At 60.0% G+C, this 22,020-nt stretch carries 23 protein-coding genes; 20 read left to right on the top strand and 3 right to left on the bottom strand.

What is annotated here, in order from left to right; genetic code table 11:
* Positions 1-260 precede the first annotated feature (260 nt).
* The 5 genes from panC (at position 261) to IG168_RS16615 (ending at position 5,150) form a co-directional block, all read left to right on the top strand.
* Positions 261-1,109 carry a pantoate--beta-alanine ligase gene (gene panC / locus IG168_RS16635; RefSeq protein WP_193165699.1) on the top strand — a complete coding sequence of 283 codons (849 nt, stop codon included), beginning with the start codon at positions 261-263 and terminating at the stop codon, positions 1,107-1,109.
* 10 nt (positions 1,110-1,119) lie between these two features.
* Positions 1,120-1,506 carry an aspartate 1-decarboxylase gene (gene panD / locus IG168_RS16630; RefSeq protein ID WP_193165697.1) on the top strand — a complete coding sequence of 129 codons (387 nt, stop codon included), beginning with the start codon at positions 1,120-1,122 and terminating at the stop codon, positions 1,504-1,506.
* An 81-nt stretch (positions 1,507-1,587) separates the two neighbouring features.
* On the top strand, positions 1,588-2,220 hold the full coding sequence (locus IG168_RS16625) for a LysE family translocator (RefSeq protein ID WP_193165695.1): 633 nt from the start codon (positions 1,588-1,590) through the stop codon (positions 2,218-2,220).
* A gap of 95 nt (positions 2,221-2,315) precedes the next feature.
* A complete protein-coding gene (locus tag IG168_RS16620; RefSeq protein ID WP_193165693.1) occupies positions 2,316-4,187 on the top strand; it encodes a GNAT family N-acetyltransferase in 1,872 nt (623 codons plus the stop codon).
* A 39-nt stretch (positions 4,188-4,226) separates the two neighbouring features.
* The gene (locus tag IG168_RS16615) at positions 4,227-5,150 is read left to right on the top strand and encodes a histone deacetylase family protein (RefSeq protein ID WP_193165692.1); all 924 of its coding nucleotides are present in this window, start codon (positions 4,227-4,229) and stop codon (positions 5,148-5,150) included.
* Positions 5,151-5,265: 115 nt separating this feature from the next.
* Here the strand turns inward: IG168_RS16615 and IG168_RS16610 are convergent, their stop codons facing one another.
* Positions 5,266-5,619 (bottom strand): cupin domain-containing protein, encoded by a 354-nt coding sequence (locus tag IG168_RS16610; protein ID WP_193165690.1) that lies wholly within the window; start codon positions 5,617-5,619, stop codon positions 5,266-5,268.
* Between the two features lie 263 nt (positions 5,620-5,882).
* On the opposite strand from IG168_RS16610, the gene acs reads away from it, so the two are divergent.
* The 11 genes from acs to IG168_RS16555 all read left to right on the top strand — a co-directional run bounded on the left by acs (position 5,883) and on the right by IG168_RS16555 (position 14,809).
* Entirely contained in the window at positions 5,883-7,820 is a 1,938-nt protein-coding gene (acs, locus tag IG168_RS16605) for an acetate--CoA ligase (RefSeq protein WP_193165688.1), read from the top strand.
* A 175-nt stretch (positions 7,821-7,995) separates the two neighbouring features.
* Entirely contained in the window at positions 7,996-8,580 is a 585-nt protein-coding gene (locus IG168_RS16600; RefSeq protein WP_193165686.1) for a transglutaminase-like domain-containing protein, read from the top strand.
* Positions 8,581-8,617: 37 nt separating this feature from the next.
* Entirely contained in the window at positions 8,618-9,556 is a 939-nt protein-coding gene (locus IG168_RS16595; protein WP_193165684.1) for a redoxin domain-containing protein, read from the top strand.
* 125 nt (positions 9,557-9,681) lie between these two features.
* The gene (locus IG168_RS16590; protein ID WP_193165682.1) at positions 9,682-10,176 is read left to right on the top strand and encodes a nuclear transport factor 2 family protein; all 495 of its coding nucleotides are present in this window, start codon (positions 9,682-9,684) and stop codon (positions 10,174-10,176) included.
* Positions 10,177-10,225: 49 nt separating this feature from the next.
* Positions 10,226-10,642, top strand: a complete 417-nt coding sequence (locus tag IG168_RS16585) for a hypothetical protein (protein ID WP_193165680.1) — start codon at positions 10,226-10,228, stop codon at positions 10,640-10,642.
* Positions 10,639-11,220: a GNAT family N-acetyltransferase gene (locus tag IG168_RS16580; protein WP_193165678.1), complete on the top strand. Its 582-nt coding sequence runs from the start codon at positions 10,639-10,641 to the stop codon at positions 11,218-11,220. The genes IG168_RS16585 and IG168_RS16580 overlap by 4 nt, the downstream gene beginning before the upstream one ends.
* A 24-nt stretch (positions 11,221-11,244) precedes the next feature.
* Positions 11,245-11,751 carry a DNA-deoxyinosine glycosylase gene (locus IG168_RS16575; RefSeq protein ID WP_193165676.1) on the top strand — a complete coding sequence of 169 codons (507 nt, stop codon included), beginning with the start codon at positions 11,245-11,247 and terminating at the stop codon, positions 11,749-11,751.
* A 44-nt stretch (positions 11,752-11,795) separates the two neighbouring features.
* Entirely contained in the window at positions 11,796-13,124 is a 1,329-nt protein-coding gene (locus tag IG168_RS16570) for an APC family permease (RefSeq protein WP_193165675.1), read from the top strand.
* A gap of 125 nt (positions 13,125-13,249) precedes the next feature.
* Complete coding sequence (locus tag IG168_RS16565; protein WP_193165674.1) at positions 13,250-13,627, top strand: VOC family protein; 378 nt, start codon at positions 13,250-13,252, stop codon at positions 13,625-13,627.
* Between the two features lie 19 nt (positions 13,628-13,646).
* Positions 13,647-14,339, top strand: a complete 693-nt coding sequence (locus tag IG168_RS16560) for an aspartate/glutamate racemase family protein (RefSeq protein ID WP_193165672.1) — start codon at positions 13,647-13,649, stop codon at positions 14,337-14,339.
* 89 nt (positions 14,340-14,428) lie between these two features.
* Positions 14,429-14,809, top strand: coding sequence for a DUF6632 domain-containing protein (locus IG168_RS16555; protein ID WP_193165670.1), 381 nt, complete (start codon positions 14,429-14,431; stop codon positions 14,807-14,809).
* 47 nt (positions 14,810-14,856) lie between these two features.
* Here IG168_RS16555 and IG168_RS16550 read toward each other — a convergent pair whose 3' ends face one another.
* Positions 14,857-15,636, bottom strand: a complete 780-nt coding sequence (locus IG168_RS16550) for a DUF3298 and DUF4163 domain-containing protein (RefSeq protein WP_193165667.1) — start codon at positions 15,634-15,636, stop codon at positions 14,857-14,859.
* A gap of 325 nt (positions 15,637-15,961) precedes the next feature.
* On the opposite strand from IG168_RS16550, the gene katG reads away from it, so the two are divergent.
* The 4 genes from katG (at position 15,962) to IG168_RS16530 (ending at position 21,100) form a co-directional block, all read left to right on the top strand.
* Positions 15,962-18,169 carry a catalase/peroxidase HPI gene (gene katG, locus IG168_RS16545; protein ID WP_193165665.1) on the top strand — a complete coding sequence of 736 codons (2,208 nt, stop codon included), beginning with the start codon at positions 15,962-15,964 and terminating at the stop codon, positions 18,167-18,169.
* Between the two features lie 200 nt (positions 18,170-18,369).
* A complete protein-coding gene (locus tag IG168_RS16540) occupies positions 18,370-19,356 on the top strand; it encodes a serine/threonine protein kinase (RefSeq protein ID WP_193165663.1) in 987 nt (328 codons plus the stop codon).
* A 29-nt stretch (positions 19,357-19,385) separates the two neighbouring features.
* Positions 19,386-20,207 (top strand): serine O-acetyltransferase, encoded by an 822-nt coding sequence (gene cysE / locus IG168_RS16535; RefSeq protein ID WP_193165661.1) that lies wholly within the window; start codon positions 19,386-19,388, stop codon positions 20,205-20,207.
* A gap of 92 nt (positions 20,208-20,299) precedes the next feature.
* Positions 20,300-21,100 carry a GNAT family N-acetyltransferase gene (locus tag IG168_RS16530; RefSeq protein ID WP_193165659.1) on the top strand — a complete coding sequence of 267 codons (801 nt, stop codon included), beginning with the start codon at positions 20,300-20,302 and terminating at the stop codon, positions 21,098-21,100.
* A 27-nt stretch (positions 21,101-21,127) separates the two neighbouring features.
* Here IG168_RS16530 and epmA read toward each other — a convergent pair whose 3' ends face one another.
* Positions 21,128-22,018, bottom strand: coding sequence for an EF-P lysine aminoacylase EpmA (gene epmA, locus IG168_RS16525; RefSeq protein ID WP_193165657.1), 891 nt, complete (start codon positions 22,016-22,018; stop codon positions 21,128-21,130).
* Positions 22,019-22,020 lie beyond the last annotated feature (2 nt).

Below are 22,020 nucleotides of genomic sequence, written 5' to 3'. Positions count from 1 at the left end.
TATCTCTGAACTTGGAGGCAAGTTTGCCCGCCGTCGACTGAATCCTTCCTGAACTGGATAGCAACTTTTGCAATTGCCGGGCGCGCCACCGTCAGAAAAACCGAATGATGATTCTGCTTTTTCGGAAATCGCCACTGTTGGCGGTCAGAAACCTGCCAGTTGTCGGGAGATGTGGGATTTTGTGCTCCGGGCGGCGATTGTCGCTTCCCGGCACAGGGAGTATGATGCCGCGCTGAAAAGGCACAGTGGCAGTAATCGCGATGCAAGTATTCCACCATGTGGCCGGTCTGCGCGAAGCGCTGGCGGAGGCCCGCCGCGACGGCAAGACCGTCGGTTTCGTCCCCACCATGGGCAATCTGCACGATGCCCATATCGAGCTGGTCAAAATTGCCCAGCAGCACTGCGACCTGGTCGTGGTGTCCATCTTCGTCAACCGGCTGCAGTTCGGCCTGAACGAGGACTGGGATAAGTATCCGCGCACCCTGGAGCGGGATATGGTGCGCCTGCGTGAAGCCAGTTGCGATTTCCTGTTCAACCCGGACGAGAGCGAAATCTACCCGAACGGCATGGACCAGCAGACCCGCGTGGTGTGCCCGGCGATGACCGACGTGCTCTGTGGCGCCAGTCGCCCGGGCCATTTCGAGGGCGTTACCACGGTGGTGGCCAAGCTGTTCAATATCGTGCAGCCCACCAAGGCCGTATTCGGTATCAAGGATTTCCAGCAGCTGGCAGTGATCCGCCGCATGGTGGAGGACCTGTGTATCCCGGTCGAGGTGGTTGCCGCGCCAGTGCACCGCGAGGCCGACGGCCTGGCGATGAGTTCGCGCAACAGCTACATCACCGAGGACGAGCGTCCGCGGGTCGCCGTGCTGAACCAGTCGCTGAACTGGGTGAAGGCGGAGATCGAGGGCGGTCGGCGGGACTTCGCCGAACTGGAAAAGCAGGCAGGGCGGCGTATCGAGGAGTCGGGCTTTCGCCTGGATTACTTCTCCATCCGCAATAGCCGCGACCTGCAGCCGGCGGCCGACGACGATGACCAGATCACCGTGCTCGGCGCCATGTACACCAGTGCCGCGCGCCTGATCGACAACGTATCCCTGGAGCTGTAAGGAGGGGAACATGCAAATCGAAATGCTGAAGTGCAAACTGCATATGGCAGCCGTCACCCAGGCCGAGCTCTGGTATGACGGCTCCTGCGCGATCGATGAAGACCTGGTGGAACTGGCCGGGTTGCGGGAATTCGAGAAGATCGATATCTACAACGTGACCAACGGTGAGCGTTTCCATACCTACGTGATCCTCGCCGAGCGCGGTTCCGGCATCATCTCGATGAATGGTGCAGCGGCTCGCCGGGTGCAGGTGGGCGACCGGATCATCATCGCTTCCTACGCGCAGATGACCGAGCAGGAAGCCGACAGCTTCAAGCCGAAGCTGGTCTACCTGGACGAGCGCAACCGCGTCGAGCGCAGCACCAATACCATTCCGGTGCAGCTGGCCGAGGCCTGATTCCCTTCAGTAAAAATCCTGTAGGAGTTGATCTATGAGCGCTCCTACAGTTTTTGTCATTGGCTGTGGCAAGGAGGCCTTGTGTTCGGAATAGAAAACCTGTGGCTGTTCGTCCTGTCCGGACTGCTACTGAATATACTGCCGGGACCGGATTCGCTATACATCATTGGCCGCAGCGCCAGCCAGGGCTTCAAGGCCGGTTCTGCAGCGGCGCTGGGGATAGGGGCCGGAACCCTGGTGCATATCCTTGCGGCAGCTCTCGGTTTATCTGTGGTGTTGGCCACCTCCGGCGAACTCTTTACTGCGATTAAGTTAGTCGGCTGTGCCTACCTACTGTATATCGGCCTGACAATGTTCCGCAGTCAGTCCGGTCGTGCGGATGCCTCGCGGAAGGTGGAGCCGGTGCCGCGCCTGAAAATTTTCTATCAGGGATTCCTGACCAATGTGTTGAACCCCAAGGTGGCATTGTTCTTCCTCGCCTTCGTGCCGCAATTTATTGCCGCCGACAGCGACAACAAGGCACTGGCATTTATCCTGCTCGGCCTGATCTTCAATTTCAATGGCATGCTGTGGTGTCACTTCCTTGCTTGGTCATCTGCCTCGGTGAGCCGCAAATTCACCACGAGTGAACGCGCCCGGAGATGGCTCAGCCGGGTCGCCGGCAGCCTGTTCGGCGTCTTCGGCATCAAACTCGCACTGAGCGTGCAGAGTTAGTTCCTCATTCCGGCGGAGGGCGTCGATTGGTATTGGCGGAATCAGTTGCTACTATGCTTTGATCCCTTGCCAAACGGTAAACATAGGGCGTCACCATGCTGACCAGCCCCAAAACCGGTGCGGCGGTCGAGTGGAGCCAGCTGTTGAAAAGCGGCAACCGCCTCTTTATCGGCTCCAATGCCGCCGTCCCCAACGCGCTGATGGCCGACCTGATCGACCACAGTCGCGGCCTGCACGATATCGAAGTCACCCATATCCAGACGTTGTCGGACAACGTCTGGGCCGAGCGCCGCTACAGCGAGCTGTTCAAAGTCAATGCACTGTTTATCGGCGGCGCCAATGTCCGCGAGGCCATCGCCGAGGGCCGCGCAGATTACACGCCCTGTTTCCTGTCGGAAATTCCGCAGCTGTTTCGCGAGCATCTGCTGCCGCTGGACGCGGCGCTGGTGATGGTCAGCCCGCCGGACGAATTCGGTTACTGTTCGCTGGGTGTCAGTGTCGATGTGGTGTCTGCCGCGGTGCGCGCCGCGCGTGTGGTGGTGGCCCAGATCAATCCGCGCATGCCGCGTACCTGCGGCCATAGCTTCATCCACGTCGACCAGATCGACGCCTGGATGGAAAAAACAGAAGAGCTGCCAGAGCGACCGATTCCGGAACTGGATCCGGTCACCGAACAGGTCGGGCAATATGTTTCGCTGCTGGTGGAAAATGGGGCCACGCTGCAGCTCGGTGTCGGCCGCGTATCGGCGGCCGTGCTGCGCTACCTGGGCAATCACCGGGACCTGGGGGTGCACAGCGAGGTAATTTCCGACGGCATCATCGCGCTGATGAAAAGCGGCGTGATCAATAACCGCAAGAAAACCTTTCACCGCGGCAAGGTAGTGACCAGCTTCTGTATCGGCACCCGCGCCATGTACGACTTTGTCGACGGCAATCCACATATCGAGTTCTACCCCGCCGAGCACGTCAACTCGCCCACCCGTATCGCGCGCAACGACAAGATGGTGTCGATCAATGGCGCTATCGAAGTGGACCTGACCGGGCAGGTGGTGTCCGATTCCATCGGCCGCAAGTTCTACAGCGGCATCGGTGGCCAGGTGGATTTTATTCGCGGCGCGGCGCTGAGTCGCGGCGGTCGGCCGGTAATCGCGTTGCCGTCCACCACGCGCGACGGCAAGCGTTCACGGATCGTGCCCACGCTGGCCCCCGGCGGTGGCGTGGTGACTTCCCGCGGCCATGTGCACTATGTGGTGACCGAATACGGAATCGCCTCGCTGCACGGCAAGAGTATCCGCGAGCGGGCGCTGGAACTGATCCGCATCGCCCACCCGAAATTCCGTCGCGAACTGTTGAACCAGGTGCGCGAATATTACTGGGTGCCCGAATACCAGGCGCAGGCACCGACGTCGGTGCCGGAGCTGGGTGCGGTGGAGGAGAAACATTTTACTTTCGACGGTATCCACTACACGTTGCGTCCGCTGCGGCCGGCGGACGAGCGGCGGCTGCAGGAGTTCTTCTACACCCACAACAAAGAAACCCTGATGATGCGTTACAACCACCATGTCACGCAGATGTCGCGGGAGAAGTCCTGCAGCCTGGTCAGTGTGGATCAGCAGCGCGACCTGGCACTCTGCTTTACCGATCGCGAGGGCGCTGCCGAAGTCATCCAGGGCGTGGGTCGCTATTACCTGAACGAGGTGGACAACAGTTGCGAAGTGGCCTTTGTGATCAAGGAGAGCCGACGCGGCCGCGGCATCGCCACCACGCTGTTACGGGAAATGGAGGCGATAGCGCGGAAGCGTGGTATCGGCAAGATGTTCGCCTGTGTGCGCCGCGACAATCACCCGATGCTGGCGGTATTCGAGAATTGCGGTTTTCAGCAGGTGCCCGGCGCCGAGCTGGACGAAGTCTACCTGGAACTGGAACTGCGCGATGCCGCTGACGCTCCCGCACCGCCTCCAGCGTAACCGGTTACACTGACGCGAAGACTAACGGGAAGCCTCGCTATGCCCATCGGATTTTTCACCAGCCCCGCCTGCGCCGGTCACGATATGGGTGAAGAACACCCGGAATGCGCCGCGCGACTCGACGCCATTCACGATCAGTTACTCTCCAGCGGTATGGACTTTGTGCTGCGCCAGTTCGATGCGCCTGCGGCGACCCGGGCGCAGTTGGAGCTGGTGCACACTCCGGACTATGTCGCGTCGATTTTTGCGCGCGCGCCGAAGGAGGGTTACGAGCGATTGGACCCGGATACCTGTATGAGTCCCGGCTCGCTGGATGCGGCGCTGCACGCCGCAGGCGCGGTGATATCGGCGGTGGATCGGGTTGTGGCCGGCGAAGTGCCCGCCGCCTTCTGCGCCGTGCGCCCGCCGGGCCATCACGCCGAGCGGGACAAGGCGATGGGGTTCTGCCTGTTCAACAATATTGCCATCGGCGCAGCTTATGCCCGCGAGCGCTATGGATTGGAGCGGGTGGCGATCGTCGATTTCGATGTGCACCACGGCAACGGCACCGAGGACTTCGTCAAGGGGCGGCAGGGTTACCTGCTCTGTTCCAGTTTCCAGTCGCCGTTCTACCCGTTTAGCGGTACCGGCGAGCTGCCGGAGAATGTGCTCAATACGCCGCTCGAGGCGGGTGCCGGCGGCGCCGAATTGCGCGATGTGGTCAATGACACCTGGTTGCCGGCGCTGGATGAGTTTCGGCCGCAGATGCTGTTTGTCTCCGCCGGCTTTGATGGGCACCGGGAGGATGATATGGCCCAGTTGCGTTTCGTCGAGGACGACTACCGCTGGGTCACCGAGAGAATCAAGGAGGTGGCCGATCGCCACGCGGACGGCCGCATCGTGTCTGCGCTCGAGGGGGGCTATGCGCTGAGCGCGCTCGGCCGCAGTGTCGTTGCCCACCTGAAGGGACTGATTGGGGGCTGATTGGTGCGGGGCGAGTGACTCGGCAACGTTAGGGCAACCGGTCAAGAAGGGAGGGCGCGGTGAAGCCAGTGGATACCTCGAGACTGGCTTCTCCGGAGGAGGTCAAAGAGCCGGCTCACTCCTCGTAGATGGCGTAGAACTTCTTCACGCTGCCGATTGTCTCCCAGCTGCCTTCAAAACCCGCCGGGATACAGAAGGCATCGCCGGTGGTCACGCGCTCACGGTGACCGTCTGCATCAGTGATTACCGCTTCACCATCGATGATGTAGCAGAACTCGTCCTCACTGTACGACAGCTTCCACTTGCCGGCGTCGGAGGACCAGACGCCGCAGAAGAAATTATCCTTGGCGTTGGTGAAAAAGTGTTCGGTCAGCTGTTGCGGCCGACCCGCCAACAGTTTCTCCTCCGCTACCGGACCGCGCTCGATTTCCCCGCGCCCCTCGACCATTCGCAACAACTTTGCTGCCATGATAAATCTCCCGGAAATGTGATCACTTTTTTGTTGGGGCTATTGTGCCCGCTCAGGCTCAAATTGGCATCTGATTCCGTGGGATAGCTGGGAATCGGCCCGGTCAGCGGGTTAATATGAAGGGATAGCCAGCTTGACAGCGTTGTCATTTATCTGTTGCCGATGTTATAACTGCCTTTGGCCTGAATCCCTGACTTCAGGTTCATAGTCAGACCGCGGTGTCCGCCCGAACGGCCCAGATAATTCTAATAAGGGAGAAAACGATGTCAGAAGTCCATGTTCACCCCGTGCCCGCCGAATTTGCCGCCGAGGCGCATATCCGCGCCGAGGATTACGAAAAGCTCTACCGCGAGTCGGTGGAAAACCCCGAATCCTTCTGGTCACAGCATGCCAAGGATTTCCTGCAGTGGGAGAAGCCTTTTACCAGGGTGATTGAGGAGGACCTGAAAAAAGGTCACGCTGCCTGGTTCGCCGATGGCGAGCTCAATGTCACCGTCAACTGTATCGACCGCCACCTGCCCGCTCGTGCGAAACAGACCGCGCTGATCTGGGAGGGCGACGATCCCGCCGACAGCAAAAACATTAGCTACGCCGAACTGCATGAGCAGGTCTGTCGCTTGGCCAACCTGCTGAAAGCGCGCGGTGTGAAGAAGGGCGATCGCGTCTGCATCTATATGCCGATGATTCCGGAAGCCGCCTACGCGATGCTGGCCTGTGCCCGCGTCGGCGCCGTGCACTCGGTGGTGTTTGGCGGTTTTTCGCCGGATTCCCTGAAGGACCGCATCCTCGACTCCGACTGCCGCCTGGTGATCACTGCGGACGAGGGCCTACGCGGTGGCCGCAAGGTGCCGCTGAAAGCCAATGTCGACAAGGCCCTGGCCAGCTGCCCCGACGTGCACACGGCGATCGTCGTCAAACGCACCGGCGCCAACGTGGACTGGGATAGCAAGCGCGATATCTGGTACGCGGAATCCGTCGCCGAGCAGAGCGCCGACTGCGCACCGGAGCCGATGAACGCCGAAGATCCGCTGTTCATCCTCTATACGTCCGGTTCCACCGGCAAGCCGAAAGGTGTACTGCACACCACCGCCGGCTACCTGCTGATGGCGGCCATGACGTTCAAGTACGTATTCGATTACAAAGAGGGCGATGTCTTCTGGTGTACCGCCGATGTGGGCTGGATTACCGGGCACAGCTACATCGTCTACGGCCCGCTGTGCGCCGGCGCCATCTCGCTGATGTTCGAGGGCGTGCCGACCTATCCCGATGCCTCCCGCTGCTGGGAGGTGGTCGATAAGCACAAGGTCAATATCTTCTACACGGCGCCCACCGCGATTCGCGCATTGATGGGCGCCGGCGATGACTTCGTCACCAAAACCGACCGCAGTTCACTGAAGCTGCTCGGTACCGTCGGCGAACCGATCAACCCGGAGGCGTGGGAATGGTACTACCGGGTTGTCGGCGAAGGGCGCTGTCCGATTGTGGATACCTGGTGGCAGACCGAGACAGGCGCGCACATGATTACGCCGCTGCCGGGTGCGATTGAGATGAAACCGGGTTCTGCCAGCAAGCCGTTTTTCGGTGTGCAGCCGGCGCTGCTGGATGAGAAGGGCCATGAGATCGACGGCGCGGGCGAGGGTGCGCTGGTCATGAAGGCCAGCTGGCCGAGCATGATCCGCTCTGTGTACGGCGACCACCAGCGCATGATCGATACCTATTTCTCTACCTTCCCCGGATACTACTTTACCGGCGACGGCGCGCGCCGCGATGAAGACGGCTATTACTGGATCACCGGGCGCATCGACGATGTCCTGAATGTTTCCGGCCACCGACTCGGCACTGCGGAGATCGAGAGCGCCATCGTGCTGCACGACGATACCGCCGAGGCTGCGGTCGTTGGTTATCCGCACGATATCAAGGGCCAGGGTATCTACGCCTACGTGACCCTGAAGGCCGGCCACGAGCCCAGTGAGGAACTGCGTCAGGAGCTGATTGACCTGTGTGTTAAGGAAATCGGCCCGATTGCCAAGCCGGATATCATCCAGTGGGCACCGAGCCTGCCGAAAACCCGCTCTGGCAAAATCATGCGCCGCATCCTGCGCAAGATCGCCAGCAATGAGCTGGATACGTTGGGAGATACGTCGACATTGGCAGATCCGTCGGTGGTCGACGACCTGATTAATCGCCGCGCCAATAAGTGATGCAGTGCGTTGCCTCGCCACAGGGCGGGGCAACGCTATGTTGCGGTTGCAGGAAACCGCAAAGCCAAGCCTCCCGGACAGAGCTCCTCTTTTCATCGCACATAGCGCCCCTTTTTGGTGCAGAATCTTCTCGCTCCCTGTAAAATCTGTCGCGGTTCTCATGGAGTAGAGTCCTATGCAGCAGTACCTGCAAGCCTGCGCGATCATCGACTGGCGGGATGACGCGATTGTTTCCACGGCACAGCAACTGGCCGCCAGTAGCGCCGACAGGGAGACGATTGCGCGCCGTTGCTTCGAATTTGTTCGCGATGAAATACCGCACAGCTGGGATATCCAACGAAACCCGGTAACCTGCCGCGCCTCCGATGTACTGCGCCATAAAACCGGATTCTGCTACGCCAAGAGTCACCTGCTCACCGCGCTGCTGCGCGCCAACAAAATCCCGGCGGGGCTCTGCTACCAGCGCCTGCTGCTGGATGCCGAGCAACGCCGCTACTGCCTGCATGGCCTAAATGCCGTCCACCTGCCAGAACATGGCTGGTTCCGTATCGATGCGCGGGGCAATAAGGGCGATATTTCCGCACAGTTTGTCCCGCCGCAGGAAAAGTTGGCCTTCCCGGCGCGCGGTGAGGGCGAGGCGGATCTACCCAAAATCTATACCGAGCCTTTGCCAGTGGTGGTCGAGACACTGGTGCGGGCGGGCGATATTCACGAGCTGGCGGCGCATCTGCCGGACCAGCAGCCGACGGTCGGCGCATAAGGATTTTCGTTTTCACATCATTCAGGGAGAAGTTTTTATGAAGAATCTCAATATGCATATTTTGCGCAGAGTACTGTCGGTGGTATTGCTGCTGCCGACAATTGCGGTCGCGGCCAATATTCCCGATTCACTGCAGCAGATCCCGTTCCCACTGATCTCTGGCGATTCGGTAAAGCTGGCTGACTACCGCGGCGACAAGCCGGTCTATGTCAAGTTCTGGGCCAGCTGGTGCAAGCCCTGTATGAAAGAGATGCCACATTTCGAGCATGTACAGGAAGAGTACGGCGATACGATCCAGGTGATCAGTGTCAATCTGGGCATCAATGACGACCTGGAATCGGTGCGCACCACCATGAAACAATTCGGCCTGACGATGCCCACTGCCATCGACAAAAGTGGCTGCCTGGCGGAGGCCTTTCATTTCATCGGTACGCCCTATCATCTGCTGTTCGACCGCAATATGAACCTGGTCCATGTCGGTCACAAGGCCAGCGCGGAGCTGGACAACAAGATCGCGCTGCTATCGCGCACCAAACCGCTGGACATGCAGGACAGCGCGGTGCTCGACGATGGTGCAGCGGATCTGCAGCTGTCTCTGGATGACGGCAAACTGCACGGGCTGCTGTTCACCGCCAGCTGGTGCGACTGGTATCTACAGGACACCCGCCCGCAGGTGTCTCGCGCCTGTGCCCGCGCACCGCGGGAGCTGGCGCGCCTGCGCAACAAGTATCCACAGGTGGAATGGCGTACGGTACTTTCGCGACTGTGGACAACGGACAAAGACCTGCAGGCCTACCGCAAAAAATATGCGGTCAGCGGCGCGCTCGATATCGATGCCAGCAACCGGCTGTTTATGCACTACGGCGTGCGCAATTACCCCACTCTGGTATTGATCCGCGATGGCAAGGAGTTGTACCGCACCAGTGATCTGGCGAACGTCGAGATCCCGGCGCAGCTCGCACAACAGTCACATTGATCCCGGCCGCCCCGGTCACGCGCTTCGCCGGATTTGTCGCCGGGCCATATTTCGGCGAAGATGGTGTCCGTTTGCGAGCGCTTGTTCGCGACCACTCGAAAACATAAACAATAAAGGAGAGTTTTATGCAATCGTTCAAATGGCTTGCCGCCGTTGTACTGACTGTGAGTGCTGCCTGTACCTATGCCAAAGAGGTCAGCCCAAAAGAGGAAGTCGCGGCGGTGGTGGAAAGTTTTCGCCAGGCAATTATCGACAAGGACGAAAAGACCTTCACCAACCTGTTCTTCGATCAGAGAGTTAACTGGATGGCGGTCAATGGCGCCAAGCGTACCGGATCGCTGCCGAGCCAGTCGGGCATCTATATCGGAAGTTATCTCGGGTTGATCGGTTGGCTGGTTTCCACCGATGTAAAAGCTGAAGAAAAATTTAATGATATCCATATCATGACCGATGGCGAGATCGCCTCGGTGCATTTCAAGTACAGCTTTCACGAGGATGACGACAAGAAAAACTGGGGTGACGAAGCCTGGCAGCTGGTAAAAACGCCCGATGGCTGGAAAATTGTTTCGGTGATTTATTCCATCATAAAAAACCCGGAATCCGCGCCGAAGAAGGGCTGAATAATGGTGGGTTTGTAACAAGGGGCGCAGGTGTAGGGGGTTGCGGGCGTTGAACGAGCTTCAGTATTTATGTGAACACTACCGTTTCAACGCCGAGCAGCGCTTGAAGGGTTTCAATTTTTTTGTCGTATTGACGATGTTTGCCGAGGGCGGCATTTTTACTGCCGTCGAGAAGGGTTTTCATCCGCTGATCCTCGCTCTGCTCGGCGGCTTTGTGGTGATACTGTCGACGGTGTTCTGGCTGGTGGATGCGCGTAGTCGAGAGCTGCTCGGTCTCGCCGTGCCCGGCCTGCGCCGGCTTGAGCAGGAGTTGCCGGAAAAAAGCCGCTTGTTTTGCCTGGATAAGGAAAACAGAGGCAGCTTCGTGCGGTACACTTTTGCGATTCGCGCGCTGCTCATCGGCCAGTTTATCTTCGGCACCGGTGTCGCCGCTTACGGTCTCTACAGCTGGATGTTTTCGCCATGAATCCTGATAACTTCGGTTCCCAATTGCCGACCCTCCGTGGGCCAGACCTGTCCCTGCGCTGGCTGACCGCCGCCGACCTGCCGGCACTGATGACGATCTTTGCGAATCCGGAAGTGGTGCGCTATATGGCCACCGAGCCGCTGGATACGCGTGAAGCCGCCGAGCGCTACCTGCTGTCGATCCACGAGGGGTTCCAGTCCGGTGGCCTGTATCAGTGGGGAATTGAGCGTGACGGCGCTGTTGTCGGCACCTGTACCCTGGCGGGCATCGATCGCGACAACCGCACTGCCGAGATTGGCTTTGCGCTCGGGCGCGAGCACTGGGGACGTGGTCTGATTCTGAGAGCGCTGCCGCTGGTCATCGAGTTCGCGTTCAACACGCTGCAGCTGCACCGCATTGGTGCCGACGCAGATCCACGTAACAGTGCCTCCATTCGCGTGCTGGAAAAACTGGGCTTTCAGCGGGAGGGGCTGTTGCGGGAGTGCTACTTCCATATGGGGGAAATCCAGGACGCGGCATTGTTCGGGCTGTTACAGCCGGACTGGCGGGCGTCCGCCTACTGTCCGCCAGCAGACTGACGCCGCAAGCGCGCAGCGCCCCCGATGAGCCATGTCCACAGCTTTGCGCCCATTGCCGGCAGTACCGCCACGCGGCTGATTCTGGGCTCGATGCCGGGCGTCGCATCGCTGCGGGCCGGCGAGTACTACGCCCATCCGCGCAACGCCTTCTGGCCAATAGTTGCTGCCACATTGCACTTTGATGGCTCGGCAGACTACCCGACACGCTGTAAGCAGTTAGTGAAGAACCACATCGCGGTCTGGGATGTATTGCATACCTGCACGCGTTCGGGAAGTCTCGATTCCGCGATTGTCGAAAGCTCGATTGTGCCCAACGACTTTGTCACCTTCCTGACCGCCCACGCCCGGATCCGGCAGATATTCTTCAATGGCGCCAAGGCGGAGCAGATGTATCAAAAATATGTGTTGCCGAAACTATCCCCTGGTCTGGCTGAAATCCCGACCCATCGGCTACCCTCGACCAGCCCGGCGCACGCGGGTATGACTTTCGCTGAAAAGCTGACCCGGTGGCAGCGCATAGCGCGGCACTGACAGGTGCGATCAGGCCGGAATAAGAATTTGGAGATTGATAGCAAATGACCACTGAAGTCCTCTCTCCCGCTGGCGATCGAGCAAGTGACAAGCCGCTGGGGCTTCTTGAACTGGTTGCTATTGCGGTTGGCGGCATGGTCGGTGGCGGTATCTTCGCGATTCTGGGCGTGTCTGCATCGATGATCGGAGCCTATACACCAGTGGCGATCGCGCTGGGCGGCGGTATTGCCGCACTGGCGGCTTACTCCTATATCAAGTTGGGGGTTTACTACCGCGATGAAGGGGCGATGTTCTCCTTCTACCAGCGCACCTTTCCGAATAAACCCTTTGCCGCTGCGTTGATCGGCTGGTGGGTGAGCTTTGGCTATATCAGTACGCTGGCCCTCTACGCTTATACGTTTGCCTCCTATGCAATCAGCGGATTCGAGTTCGCGGACAGCGAATGGGCGCGCAAGTTGATCGCTTGCGCCGTGGTGCTGCTGTTTACACTCCTCAATCTCTGGAGTGTGAAAGGAATGGGCAAAGTCGAAGATTTGATGGTTTACGCCAAGCTGGTGATTCTGGCAATCATCGCCGCGCTTCTGCTCAATCATCGCGAATTCACGGTGCCGCAATTGCTGCATGACAATGCATCGCCCGGTCTCTGGCCGGTCGTTGTTGTTGCGTCGCTCACCTTTGTGGCCTATGAGGGTTTCCAGCTGGTTTTGAATGCGGTGAACGAAATGGACCGGCCGGGGAGGAATATCCCCTTGTCGATCTATATCGCCATCGCACTGGTGATTGCGATTTATGTGATTATCGCGCTGGGTGCGATGCTTGCCGTCCCTTTCCAGGACCTGATTCGCAACAAGGAGTACGCCCTGGCTTCGGCCGCGGCAGAAATGGTGGGTAGTTGGGGCACGCTGCTTGTCGTTGTCGGGGCCCTGCTCGCCACCAGCAGTGCAATTAGTGGCACTATCTTTGGTGCCTCACGTCAGATGGCTGTGGTTGCGGAACAGGGTTATTTTCCTGCCGCGCTCGCCAACCGCAGTGCCCACATTCCGGTGCCGGCGATCTGGGTGATGTTTGCCAGTGCCTGCGCCCTGATCCTTGCCGGCTCCCTGCAGGTGATTCTCGAGTTTGGCAGTGTCACTTTCCTGCTCGTGTCACTACTCATGGCCTATGCGAATTTCCGCATCCGCGAGAAGACCGGTTCGTCAACGTTGGTGACGCTGATGGCATTGGCTGGGCTGCTCGTGGGCACCTTTTCGCTCTTCTATTACGAAGCGACGAGCCAGATTGAGCAGATGTATTTTATCGCCGGCCTGTATCTGCTGCTTGCGCTGGGAGCATGGGGCTGCGCGCGGCATACAGATCGCGCGGTCACGGGCTGAAGTGTCGTGATACACGGGATGCTGCCGGTGCTGGCGCCAGGCGGTCATCTAGAATCTGAATAGGCGCTGTAGAGATCGCTGCACGTCGCGGCAATGGCGCCTCGAAATTCTGTGGGGATTCATTCATGCTCGACCATATCGGCTTTCACGTACACAGCTACGAACGCAGCAAGGAATTCTATCGCCTGGCACTGGCGCCGCTCGGCTACGAATTGATTCTGGAATACGCTGAATGGGCCGGCTTCGGCTGGGCTGGCAAGCCCGATTTCTGGATCAAGGGCGGCAAGAGCACCGCACCGAACCTGCACGTTGCGTTCCGCGCCGACGATCGCGAAGCCGTCGACGAGTTTTATCAGGTAGCGCTCGAGGCCGGCGGAAAGGACAATGGTGCCCCCGGTGTCCGACCGGAATATCACGAGGATTACTACGCCGCATTCATCCTGGATCCGGACGGGCACAATATCGAGGTCGTGTGCCACACACCTCAGGATCTGGAACTCTAGCAAGGCACAAGGGGCGGACATGAAAACCATCGGGCTGATCGGCGGTATGAGCTGGGAATCCACCCAGGTCTATTACCGGCGTATCAATGAGCTGGTGCGCGAGCGCCTTGGGGGATTACATTCCGCACGCCTGTTGCTATACAGCGTCGATTTTCACGAAATTGATGCAATGCAGCGCAGTGGCGAGTGGCAGCGCGCCGGGGAATATCTCGCCGGCCTGGCAGAGGCGCTGACGACCGCCGGTGCCGATTTTCTCGTGCTCTGCACAAACACCATGCACAAAGTGGCGCCGGCAATCGAGGCTGCGGCAAGCGTGCCGCTACTGCATATTGCCGATGCAACCGCAGCCGCGATTCGGCGGGCCGGCCTGCGCCAGGTCGGGTTACTCGGCACCGCATTTACGATGGAGCAGCAATTCTATCGGGAGCGTCTGCAGCGGGAACACGGCATCGCCGTGTGCATTCCGGAGAAAATCGATCGCGCGAGGGTGCACCGAATCATTTTTGACGAGCTGTGTCGCGGTATTGCACGTGGTGAATCCCGTGAGGAATTGCGTGAAATCGTTGCCCGCCTTCAGGCGCAGGGCGCCGAAGGCGTCATTCTGGGCTGTACGGAAATCAGCCTTTTGCTGCAGCAGGCCGATGTCGCATTGCCGCTGTTTGATTCCACCGACATCCACGCGCGCGCCGCCGTCGACTGGGCGCTCGCGTAATGTGCGCCAGTTTTCATCACAGTCGTCACCGCGCTGCAACCACTCGTCTACGGTAACAACTTCTATACAGGGAATCCTGGAGGTGTGTCGTGGAAGCGACAAAGCGGGCCCGCCTGCTGAAAATTGCTCTGGTCGTCATCGGGCTGATTTTTATTTTTGGTATCTATTCGATGATGATGTGGATCTTCCCCTCCGGCTGGGGCTGGACGCCGCGGCAGCCGGAATACGAGCAGATGATTATGGGGATCTATGCGACTCTGGGCGTATTCCTGATTCGCGCGGCGAGGGACCCTGCGGCCAACAGCAGTCTGATCTGGTTCACCATCTGGTCGAGTATTGTGCACGGGGCCATCATGCTGGTTCAGGCGCTGGTAGACAGCACCGAGCGGACTAACCTGTTCGGCGATATACCGGCGCTGTTCCTGGTGGCCATTGTGCTCTGGTACCTGATGCCGAAGAAAACTGCCTGACCACTGCCGGGCGGCTTCACTACGGCCAGTGTTTGCTGGCAAATCCCCTACTTGCTGCTTGTGGATTTCGGCAGGTAGCGTTCTCGAATGACGCCGCTAAGGTCACCGTTGGGGATGGTCAGCTCAACCGGGCCAAACGCATAAGGGCCCAAGGTGTACACGCCATACAGCAATACCAGGCCTTCGTCAGTAAAGCGGAAGGTGTCGCTGTGTTGGAATGGCCAGATTTTGCGGAAGTCTTCGTCGATTCCCTTCTGCCCATCCAGCCAGCGTTGATGGGCAGCCCGGGCCAGATCCCAGAATTTCTGTTCCTGCCCCTCGCGGATGACATCGCCGAGCGACACGCGCTTGTCTGTGGACAAATCCCAGTTAAACCAGTCTTCGGACGGCATGCCGTGCGCACCTCCGGTATAGCGATAGCTGCTGATCTCCATTGTGAGCAGATCGCCGCGCAGGGACAGCTGCTTGGTTTCGCCACGCAGTTGCCAGCGGGCACTGCTTACTTTCTCCACCTCTGCCGCCTCTTTGAGAAATTGCTCGGCGATTTCTGTCAGGCTTTCCGGGTTTTTTTGTTCTTCGTCATTGCCTTGCAACTGCATCAATAGCTGCTGATCCAGTGCCCGGTTCAGTTCGGGACGCTGATCGAAAACTTCGCGATTGATGACCACCGACGCACACTCCTCTGCATCGCTGCAATTACCCGCCGTTTGCTCGAATGTCTTTTGTTCGGATTTCAATTCGCCGACAGGGATAGATGAGTCATGGATATCCGCCTGGGGCGAAGCATTGCGATCGCAACCGTTTAGTGTCAGCAGGGTGGTCAACACGGCACCTGCGACTAAAAAATATTTGGATGGTTTTGTTGGCATGGTGGCTCCGAGTCAGTTCAGATCCGCCGGGGCGGGAGGTGTGTCTGGTGAGAATGCCTGCGGCTGCACTCGGGGGCAAGTCCTTCCCAGCAGATGTCGGTTTCGTCGTCAACAAATCGACTCCGAAAATAAATTTATTTCCCTTATTTCTTTTTTCTATCGGTCTGTCCGGCGAATTGCCCAGCGCTATTAGAACAATAATTACATCTAATTTTCCCGATATAGCGTGTCCCTATAAGATTTTTCCAGTCAATAACCGATACCAAAAAAGGAACGCAATCCAATGTTCAAGAAAGCCCTTCCGTTGGCGGCGGCACTGGCGACAGCCATATCCGCGAATGCCAGCGCCAGTGATGCGCCCATGTCCAACCGGGACTGGTGGCCAACACTGCTCGACCTTTCCGCGCTGCGGCAGCACGATGAAAAATCCAATCCGATGGGAGAGGACTTCGATTACGCCAAAGCCTTCAAGGCCCTGGACCTGGATGCGGTGAAGAAGGATATTGCCCAGGTGCTGACCACCTCGCAGGACTGGTGGCCGGCGGACTACGGTAATTACGGTCCCTTCTTTATCCGCATGGCCTGGCACGGCGCCGGAACCTACCGAGTGTACGATGGCCGTGGCGGCGCCGGCGGTGGTCAGCAGCGCTTTGAACCACTCAACAGCTGGCCGGACAATGTGAGTCTCGACAAGGCGCGCCGCCTCCTGTGGCCGGTGAAGCAGAAGTATGGCAACAGCATTTCCTGGGGCGACCTGATGGTGCTGGCGGGTAACGTCGCCCTGGAGTCCATGGGATTCGAAACCTACGGCTACGCCGGTGGGCGCAAAGACGACTGGGAGCCGGATACCGTGTACTGGGGATCCGAGCGCCAGTGGCTGGGTGACAAGCGCCACTCGGGTGATCGCAAGATGGAAAAGCCCCTGGCCGCCGTGCAGATGGGACTGATCTATGTAAATCCGGAAGGCCCCAACGGCAACCCGGATCCGCTGCTGGCCGCGAAGGATATCCGCCAATCTTTCGGCCGCATGGCCATGAATGACGAGGAAACCGTCGCGCTGATCGCCGGTGGCCACACTTTCGGCAAGGCCCATGGCGCGCATAAACCCGAGGAGTGTCTGGGCGATGCGCCGGCAGCGGCCGGTGTGGAAGCGCAGGGTTTTGGCTGGAAAAACAAATGCGGCAAGGGCCACTCGGAAGACACCATCACCAGCGGCCTGGAAGGTGCCTGGACCGCAACCCCGACTATGTGGAGCAGCCAGTACCTCTCCAACCTGTTTGCGTTTGAGTGGGTGAAGACCAAGAGCCCGGCGGGCGCCACCCAGTGGGTACCGAAGAACGCAGACAAGCTGAAGTTTGTGCCGGATGCCCATGTCCCCGGGAAGAAGCATGCACCGATCATGTTCACCACCGACCTGGCGCTGAAGTTCGATCCGGAATACCGCAAGATCGCCAAGCATTTTGTCGAAGATCCGAAAGCGTTCCAGCGCGCCTTTGCCAAGGCGTGGTTCAAGTTGACCCACCGCGACCTGGGTCCGCGCGCGCTCTACCTGGGCAAGGAAGTGCCGCAAGAAAATCTGATCTGGCAGGATCCCATCCCCGCTGTGGACTACCCATTGGTGGACAAGGGCGATATCAAGACGCTGAAAGCCGATATACTCGACAGCGGTCTCAGTACGCAGGCACTGGTTCGCACTGCCTGGGCTTCCGCCTCCAGTTTCCGCGACACCGACAATCGCGGCGGCGCCAATGGTGCGCGCATCCGCCTGGCACCGGAGAAGGACTGGGCCATCAACCAGCCCGGGGAACTGCGACAGGTACTCGCCAAGCTCGAGAAAATCCAGAAGGATTTCAATCGCAAGCACGGCAAGACCCGGGTCTCCCTGGCAGACCTGATCGTCCTCGGTGGTGCGGCAGCGATCGAGCAGGCCGCGGCGAAAGCCGGTCACGAGATCGAAGTACCCTTTGAGCCGGGCCGCAACGATACCACCCAGGCACTGACCGACGTGCAGTCGTTCAACTTCCTCGAAGCCAAGGCCGACGGTTTCCGCAATTACTACGATAGCGAGAGTCACCTGGCACCGGTAGAGGCGCTGGTGGACCGCGCCGACCTGTTGTCCCTGAGTGTGCCGGAAATGACCGCGCTGGTCGGCGGCATGCGCGCCCTGGGTGCCAACAATGGCGACTCCAGAAATGGTGTCTTCACCGATCGCCCTGGCACATTGAGCAACGACTATTTCGTCAACCTGCTCGATATGTCCACCAGTTGGTCGAAGTCCGCCAGGGAAAATGGGCTTTATGAAGGCCGCGACCGCAAGAGCGGCAAGCTGAAGTGGACCGCCACACCGGTGGACCTGGTGTTTGGCTCCAACTCTGAACTGCGTGCAGTGAGTGAGTTCTACGCCATGAATGGCAACGAGGACAAATTCGTAAAGGACTTTGTCGGCGCTTGGACCAAGGTCATGACACTGGATCGTTTCGATCTGCAATAAACCGGTCCCCCACAGCAATGGACCGATGCCGCAAAGGGATTGCGGCAATGAAGACGGCGGCGTTGTACAGCGCCGCCGTTTTTCATTGGCGGTTCACATGGATCTTTAAATGGCTGGCGACCGATACGCCACCAACATCGTTTGTCGCCGGCACCGCGACCGCGTTAGCATGGCGGCCCGAAACCCTGCCGGTTACCTGCATGTCTGTAAACCACCACCCCTATGAAGCCCTGACACCGGATACGGTGATCGACTGCGTCGAGAGCGCCGGACTGGTGTCCGATGCGCGCATCTTTCCGCTGAACAGCTATGAGAACCGCGTCTACCAGGTGGGCATTGAGGGCGCCGAACCGCTGATCGCCAAGTTCTACCGCCCCGGTCGCTGGACCGATGAGCAGATACTGGAAGAACACCAGTTCACGCTGGAACTGGCGGCGGCGGAGATACCGGTGGTGGCGCCGCTGGAAATCGACGGCCGCACGCTGATGGAGGCGCAGGGCTTCCGCTTTGCGCTGTTTCCACGGCGCGGCGGGCGCCAGGTGGAGCTGGACAATTTCGAGCACCTGGAGCAGGTCGGTATCATGCTCGGCCGCATCCACGCCATCGGCGCGACGAAGCCGTTCGAGTACCGCCCGGCGCTGACGCTGCAGCATTTTGCCATCGACAGCCGCGAGTTCATCCTGTCCGGCGATTTCCTGCCGAAAGAAAACCGCGAGGCCTACGCGTCGGTGACGGCGCATATCATCGAGACGATTGCGCCACTTTTCGAGCGCGAGTGGCAGACATTGCGCCTGCACGGTGACTGTCACAGCGGCAATTTCCTGTGGCGCGACGAGACGCCGTGGTTTGTCGATCTGGACGACTGCCTGACGGGGCCGGCGATCCAGGATATCTGGATGCTGATTTCCGGCGATCGCGCCGAGCAGACGGCCTACCTGGATGCGGTGGTCGAGGGCTATGAGACCTTCTCCACCTTTAACCCGCAGGAGCTGGTGTTGGTGGAGCCGCTGCGCTGCCTGCGCCAGATGCACCACGCGGCCTGGCTGGCGCGGCGCTGGCAGGACCCGGCATTTCCGCAGGCATTCCCGTGGTTCAATACGCCGCGCTACTGGGCAGAGCATATACTGGCACTGCGCGAGCAGCAGTCGGCGTTGCAGGAGCCGCCACTGACCCTGGGCGCGGTTTAGTACTGACAGGCTCGATGAAGGAGCAATCAATGGAAGCGATCAAAACAGTGACCAGCGCAGATCCCATGTGGGAGGAAATCCGCGCGGGCGTCGCCCAGCAGGTGGAGCGGGAGCCGATCCTGGCGAGCTTCCTGCACGCCACCATCCTCAACCACGCGACGCTGGAATCGGCACTGAGTTTTCACCTCGCCAACAAGCTCGACAGCCCGGTGGCGGGCGCGCTGCTGATTCGCGAGGTGATCGACGAGGCGCTGGATGCGGACGCGTCGATCGGCCGCGCTGCACGCGCCGACCTGAATGCAGTCTTCCAGCGGGATTCCGCCTGCAGCGCCCTGTACGAACCCTTTCTCTACTTCAAGGGCTATCACGCCCTGCAGGCGTGGCGCGTGGCCCACTGGCTGTGGCTGCAGAACCGCCGCTCTCTGGCGCTTTTCCTGCAGCACCGCATTTCCGTCGTATTCAGCGTCGACATCCACCCGGCGGCGACACTGGGGGAGGGCATTCTGCTGGATCACGCCACTGGTATTGTCATCGGGGAGACTGCGGTGGTGGAGGACAATGTCTCCATCATGCAGTCGGTCACCCTCGGCGGTACCGGCAAGGTGAGCGGCGACCGCCACCCGAAAGTGCGCTGTGGCGTGCTGATCGGTGCCGGCAGCAAGGTGCTCGGCAACATCGAGGTCGGCGCCTGTGCCCAGGTGGCCTCCGGCAGCGTCGTGCTGAAATCGGTGCCGGCGCATAAGCTGGTGGCCGGCGTGCCCGCGCGGGTGATCAGCGACGCCACCTGCGCCGAGCCGGCGCTGTCGATGGATCACTGTGCGCTGTCGAAGGTGAATCGCGAGCTGCCCTGATCCGTCACGGTGCGCCAAGGGGAGGGTGGCGCGCGGCCAATCCCGGTCCGTAGTTCCGAACACGATCTGTTACGAAGACTATTCTTGTAGGCATGAAATACAGTCTCAGCGCCAAGAACCTCGTGTGCCGCAATTTGGAAGCCCGCGCCAGTTATTGCGCCGGCCTGCTGAATGCAGAGCACACCAAAGAAATCACCGGCATGCTGCGCAGTGACAGCGGTCTGCTGTCGTTCACCTTCAATCAGGCCATCACCAATGCGGTGATGCCGGAGCGCATCCTGCAGCGTTTCGTGGTCGATTATTTTGCCGAGCGCCACAGTCCCTTTACGCTCTGGCACTGCGCCAACAAGCCTTTTGACGACGAGCCGCTGGCCGAACTCGGATTGAAACGCGACCGGTCCCTGGTGGCGATGGCGGTGGAGGTGCAGCGGCTGGCGGCAGATGAGGCTCTGCCCGAGGATTTGCGCGGCAAGCTGGAAATTGCCCCGGTGCGCACCGAGGGACTGGATGAATACGCCGAGCTGCAGGCGTCCCTGTTCAATGGCTCGCGCGAGGGACCGCAGATAAAGAAGTTTTACCAGCGGCTGAAGGAAATCCCCGAACAGAAGCGCAGCCGGCTGAAATATTTCATCGCGCACCTGGACGGCGAGCCGGTCGCAGGCGGTTGCCTGTTCGCCTCCGCGGACGCGCTGGGCTTCTACGACCTGGCCACCGCCGAGAACTACCGCGGCCGCGGCATCGGCCGTGCGCTGTTCAATTACCTGGTCGGGCAGGCGCTCCACAGCCACCACAAGTTCGCGGTGGCGCTGGCGCCGGAGGAGCGCCAGGGGCTGCTGCTGGATACCGGTTTCTTTGCCGTGGGGGAAGTGGCGCGCTACCGCTTTGTCCCCTGAGCGGCAGGGCGGCCGGCCTGGCAGCGATCAGGCGCGTTCAATCGGGAAGGCAATGACGTCTTCGATTCTGCGATAGCCGCCCTGCAGCATCTGCAGGCGGTCCACACCGAGCGCCACCCCGGCGCACTCCGGCATGCCCGCGGCGAGTGCTGCCACCAGCCGCTCTTCAAACGGATACTGCACCAGCCCGCAACGGGCGCGATAGCGGTGGTCCGCTTCGAAACGCCGCCGCTGCTCGTCCGCATCGGTCAACTCCCAATAGCCATTCGCCAGTTCCAGGCCGCCGACATAGGCTTCAAAGCGCCGGGCCACCGGGGTGCCGGTTTCATCGTCGACAACCTTGGCCAGGGCCGCCTGGCTGGCGGGGAAGTCGTACAGCAGCGTGATGCCATCCCCCATGCGCGCCTCCAGGTGGTGGCTCATCAGCAGGTCGAGACACTCGTCGCGGCTCTGCGGCTCGAATGACAGCTCGATCTCGCGCGCGGCGCAGGCGAGGAGCTCTACATCGGGCGCCGTATGCGGATCCAGCTGCAGTTCGCGCCGGAACAGCGCGCGGTAGCTGAGTGAGCGAACCTCGCGGATGCCCAGCACAGCGCTGAGCAATTCACCGACTTCAGACATCAGCTGGCGGTCGTCCCATCCGCAGCGGTACCACTCGAGCATGGTGAACTCGGGGTTGTGGCGACCGCCGGCCTCGCCCTGGCGGAACGCCTTGGCGAGGCTGTAGCAGTCGCCCAGGCCCGCCGCCAGCAGGCGCTTGAGCCCGAACTCCGGACTGGTGGCGAGATACGCCGGGGCGCCGTTGCAGTTCACGGTGATCGAATCGATATGGGGGTCACTGGTGGCGCGGCGGGAGATGGCCGGGACTTCGGCTTCCAGCACATTCCGCTCGGCGAAGAAGCGGCGGATGTCCGCCAGCA

The organism is Microbulbifer hainanensis, assembly GCF_014904735.1.
Taxonomy (GTDB): Bacteria; Pseudomonadota; Gammaproteobacteria; order Pseudomonadales; family Cellvibrionaceae; genus Microbulbifer; species Microbulbifer hainanensis.
Note: the sequence above shows the minus strand (reverse complement) of the source record. Positions and strands in the feature narration are given on the sequence as shown.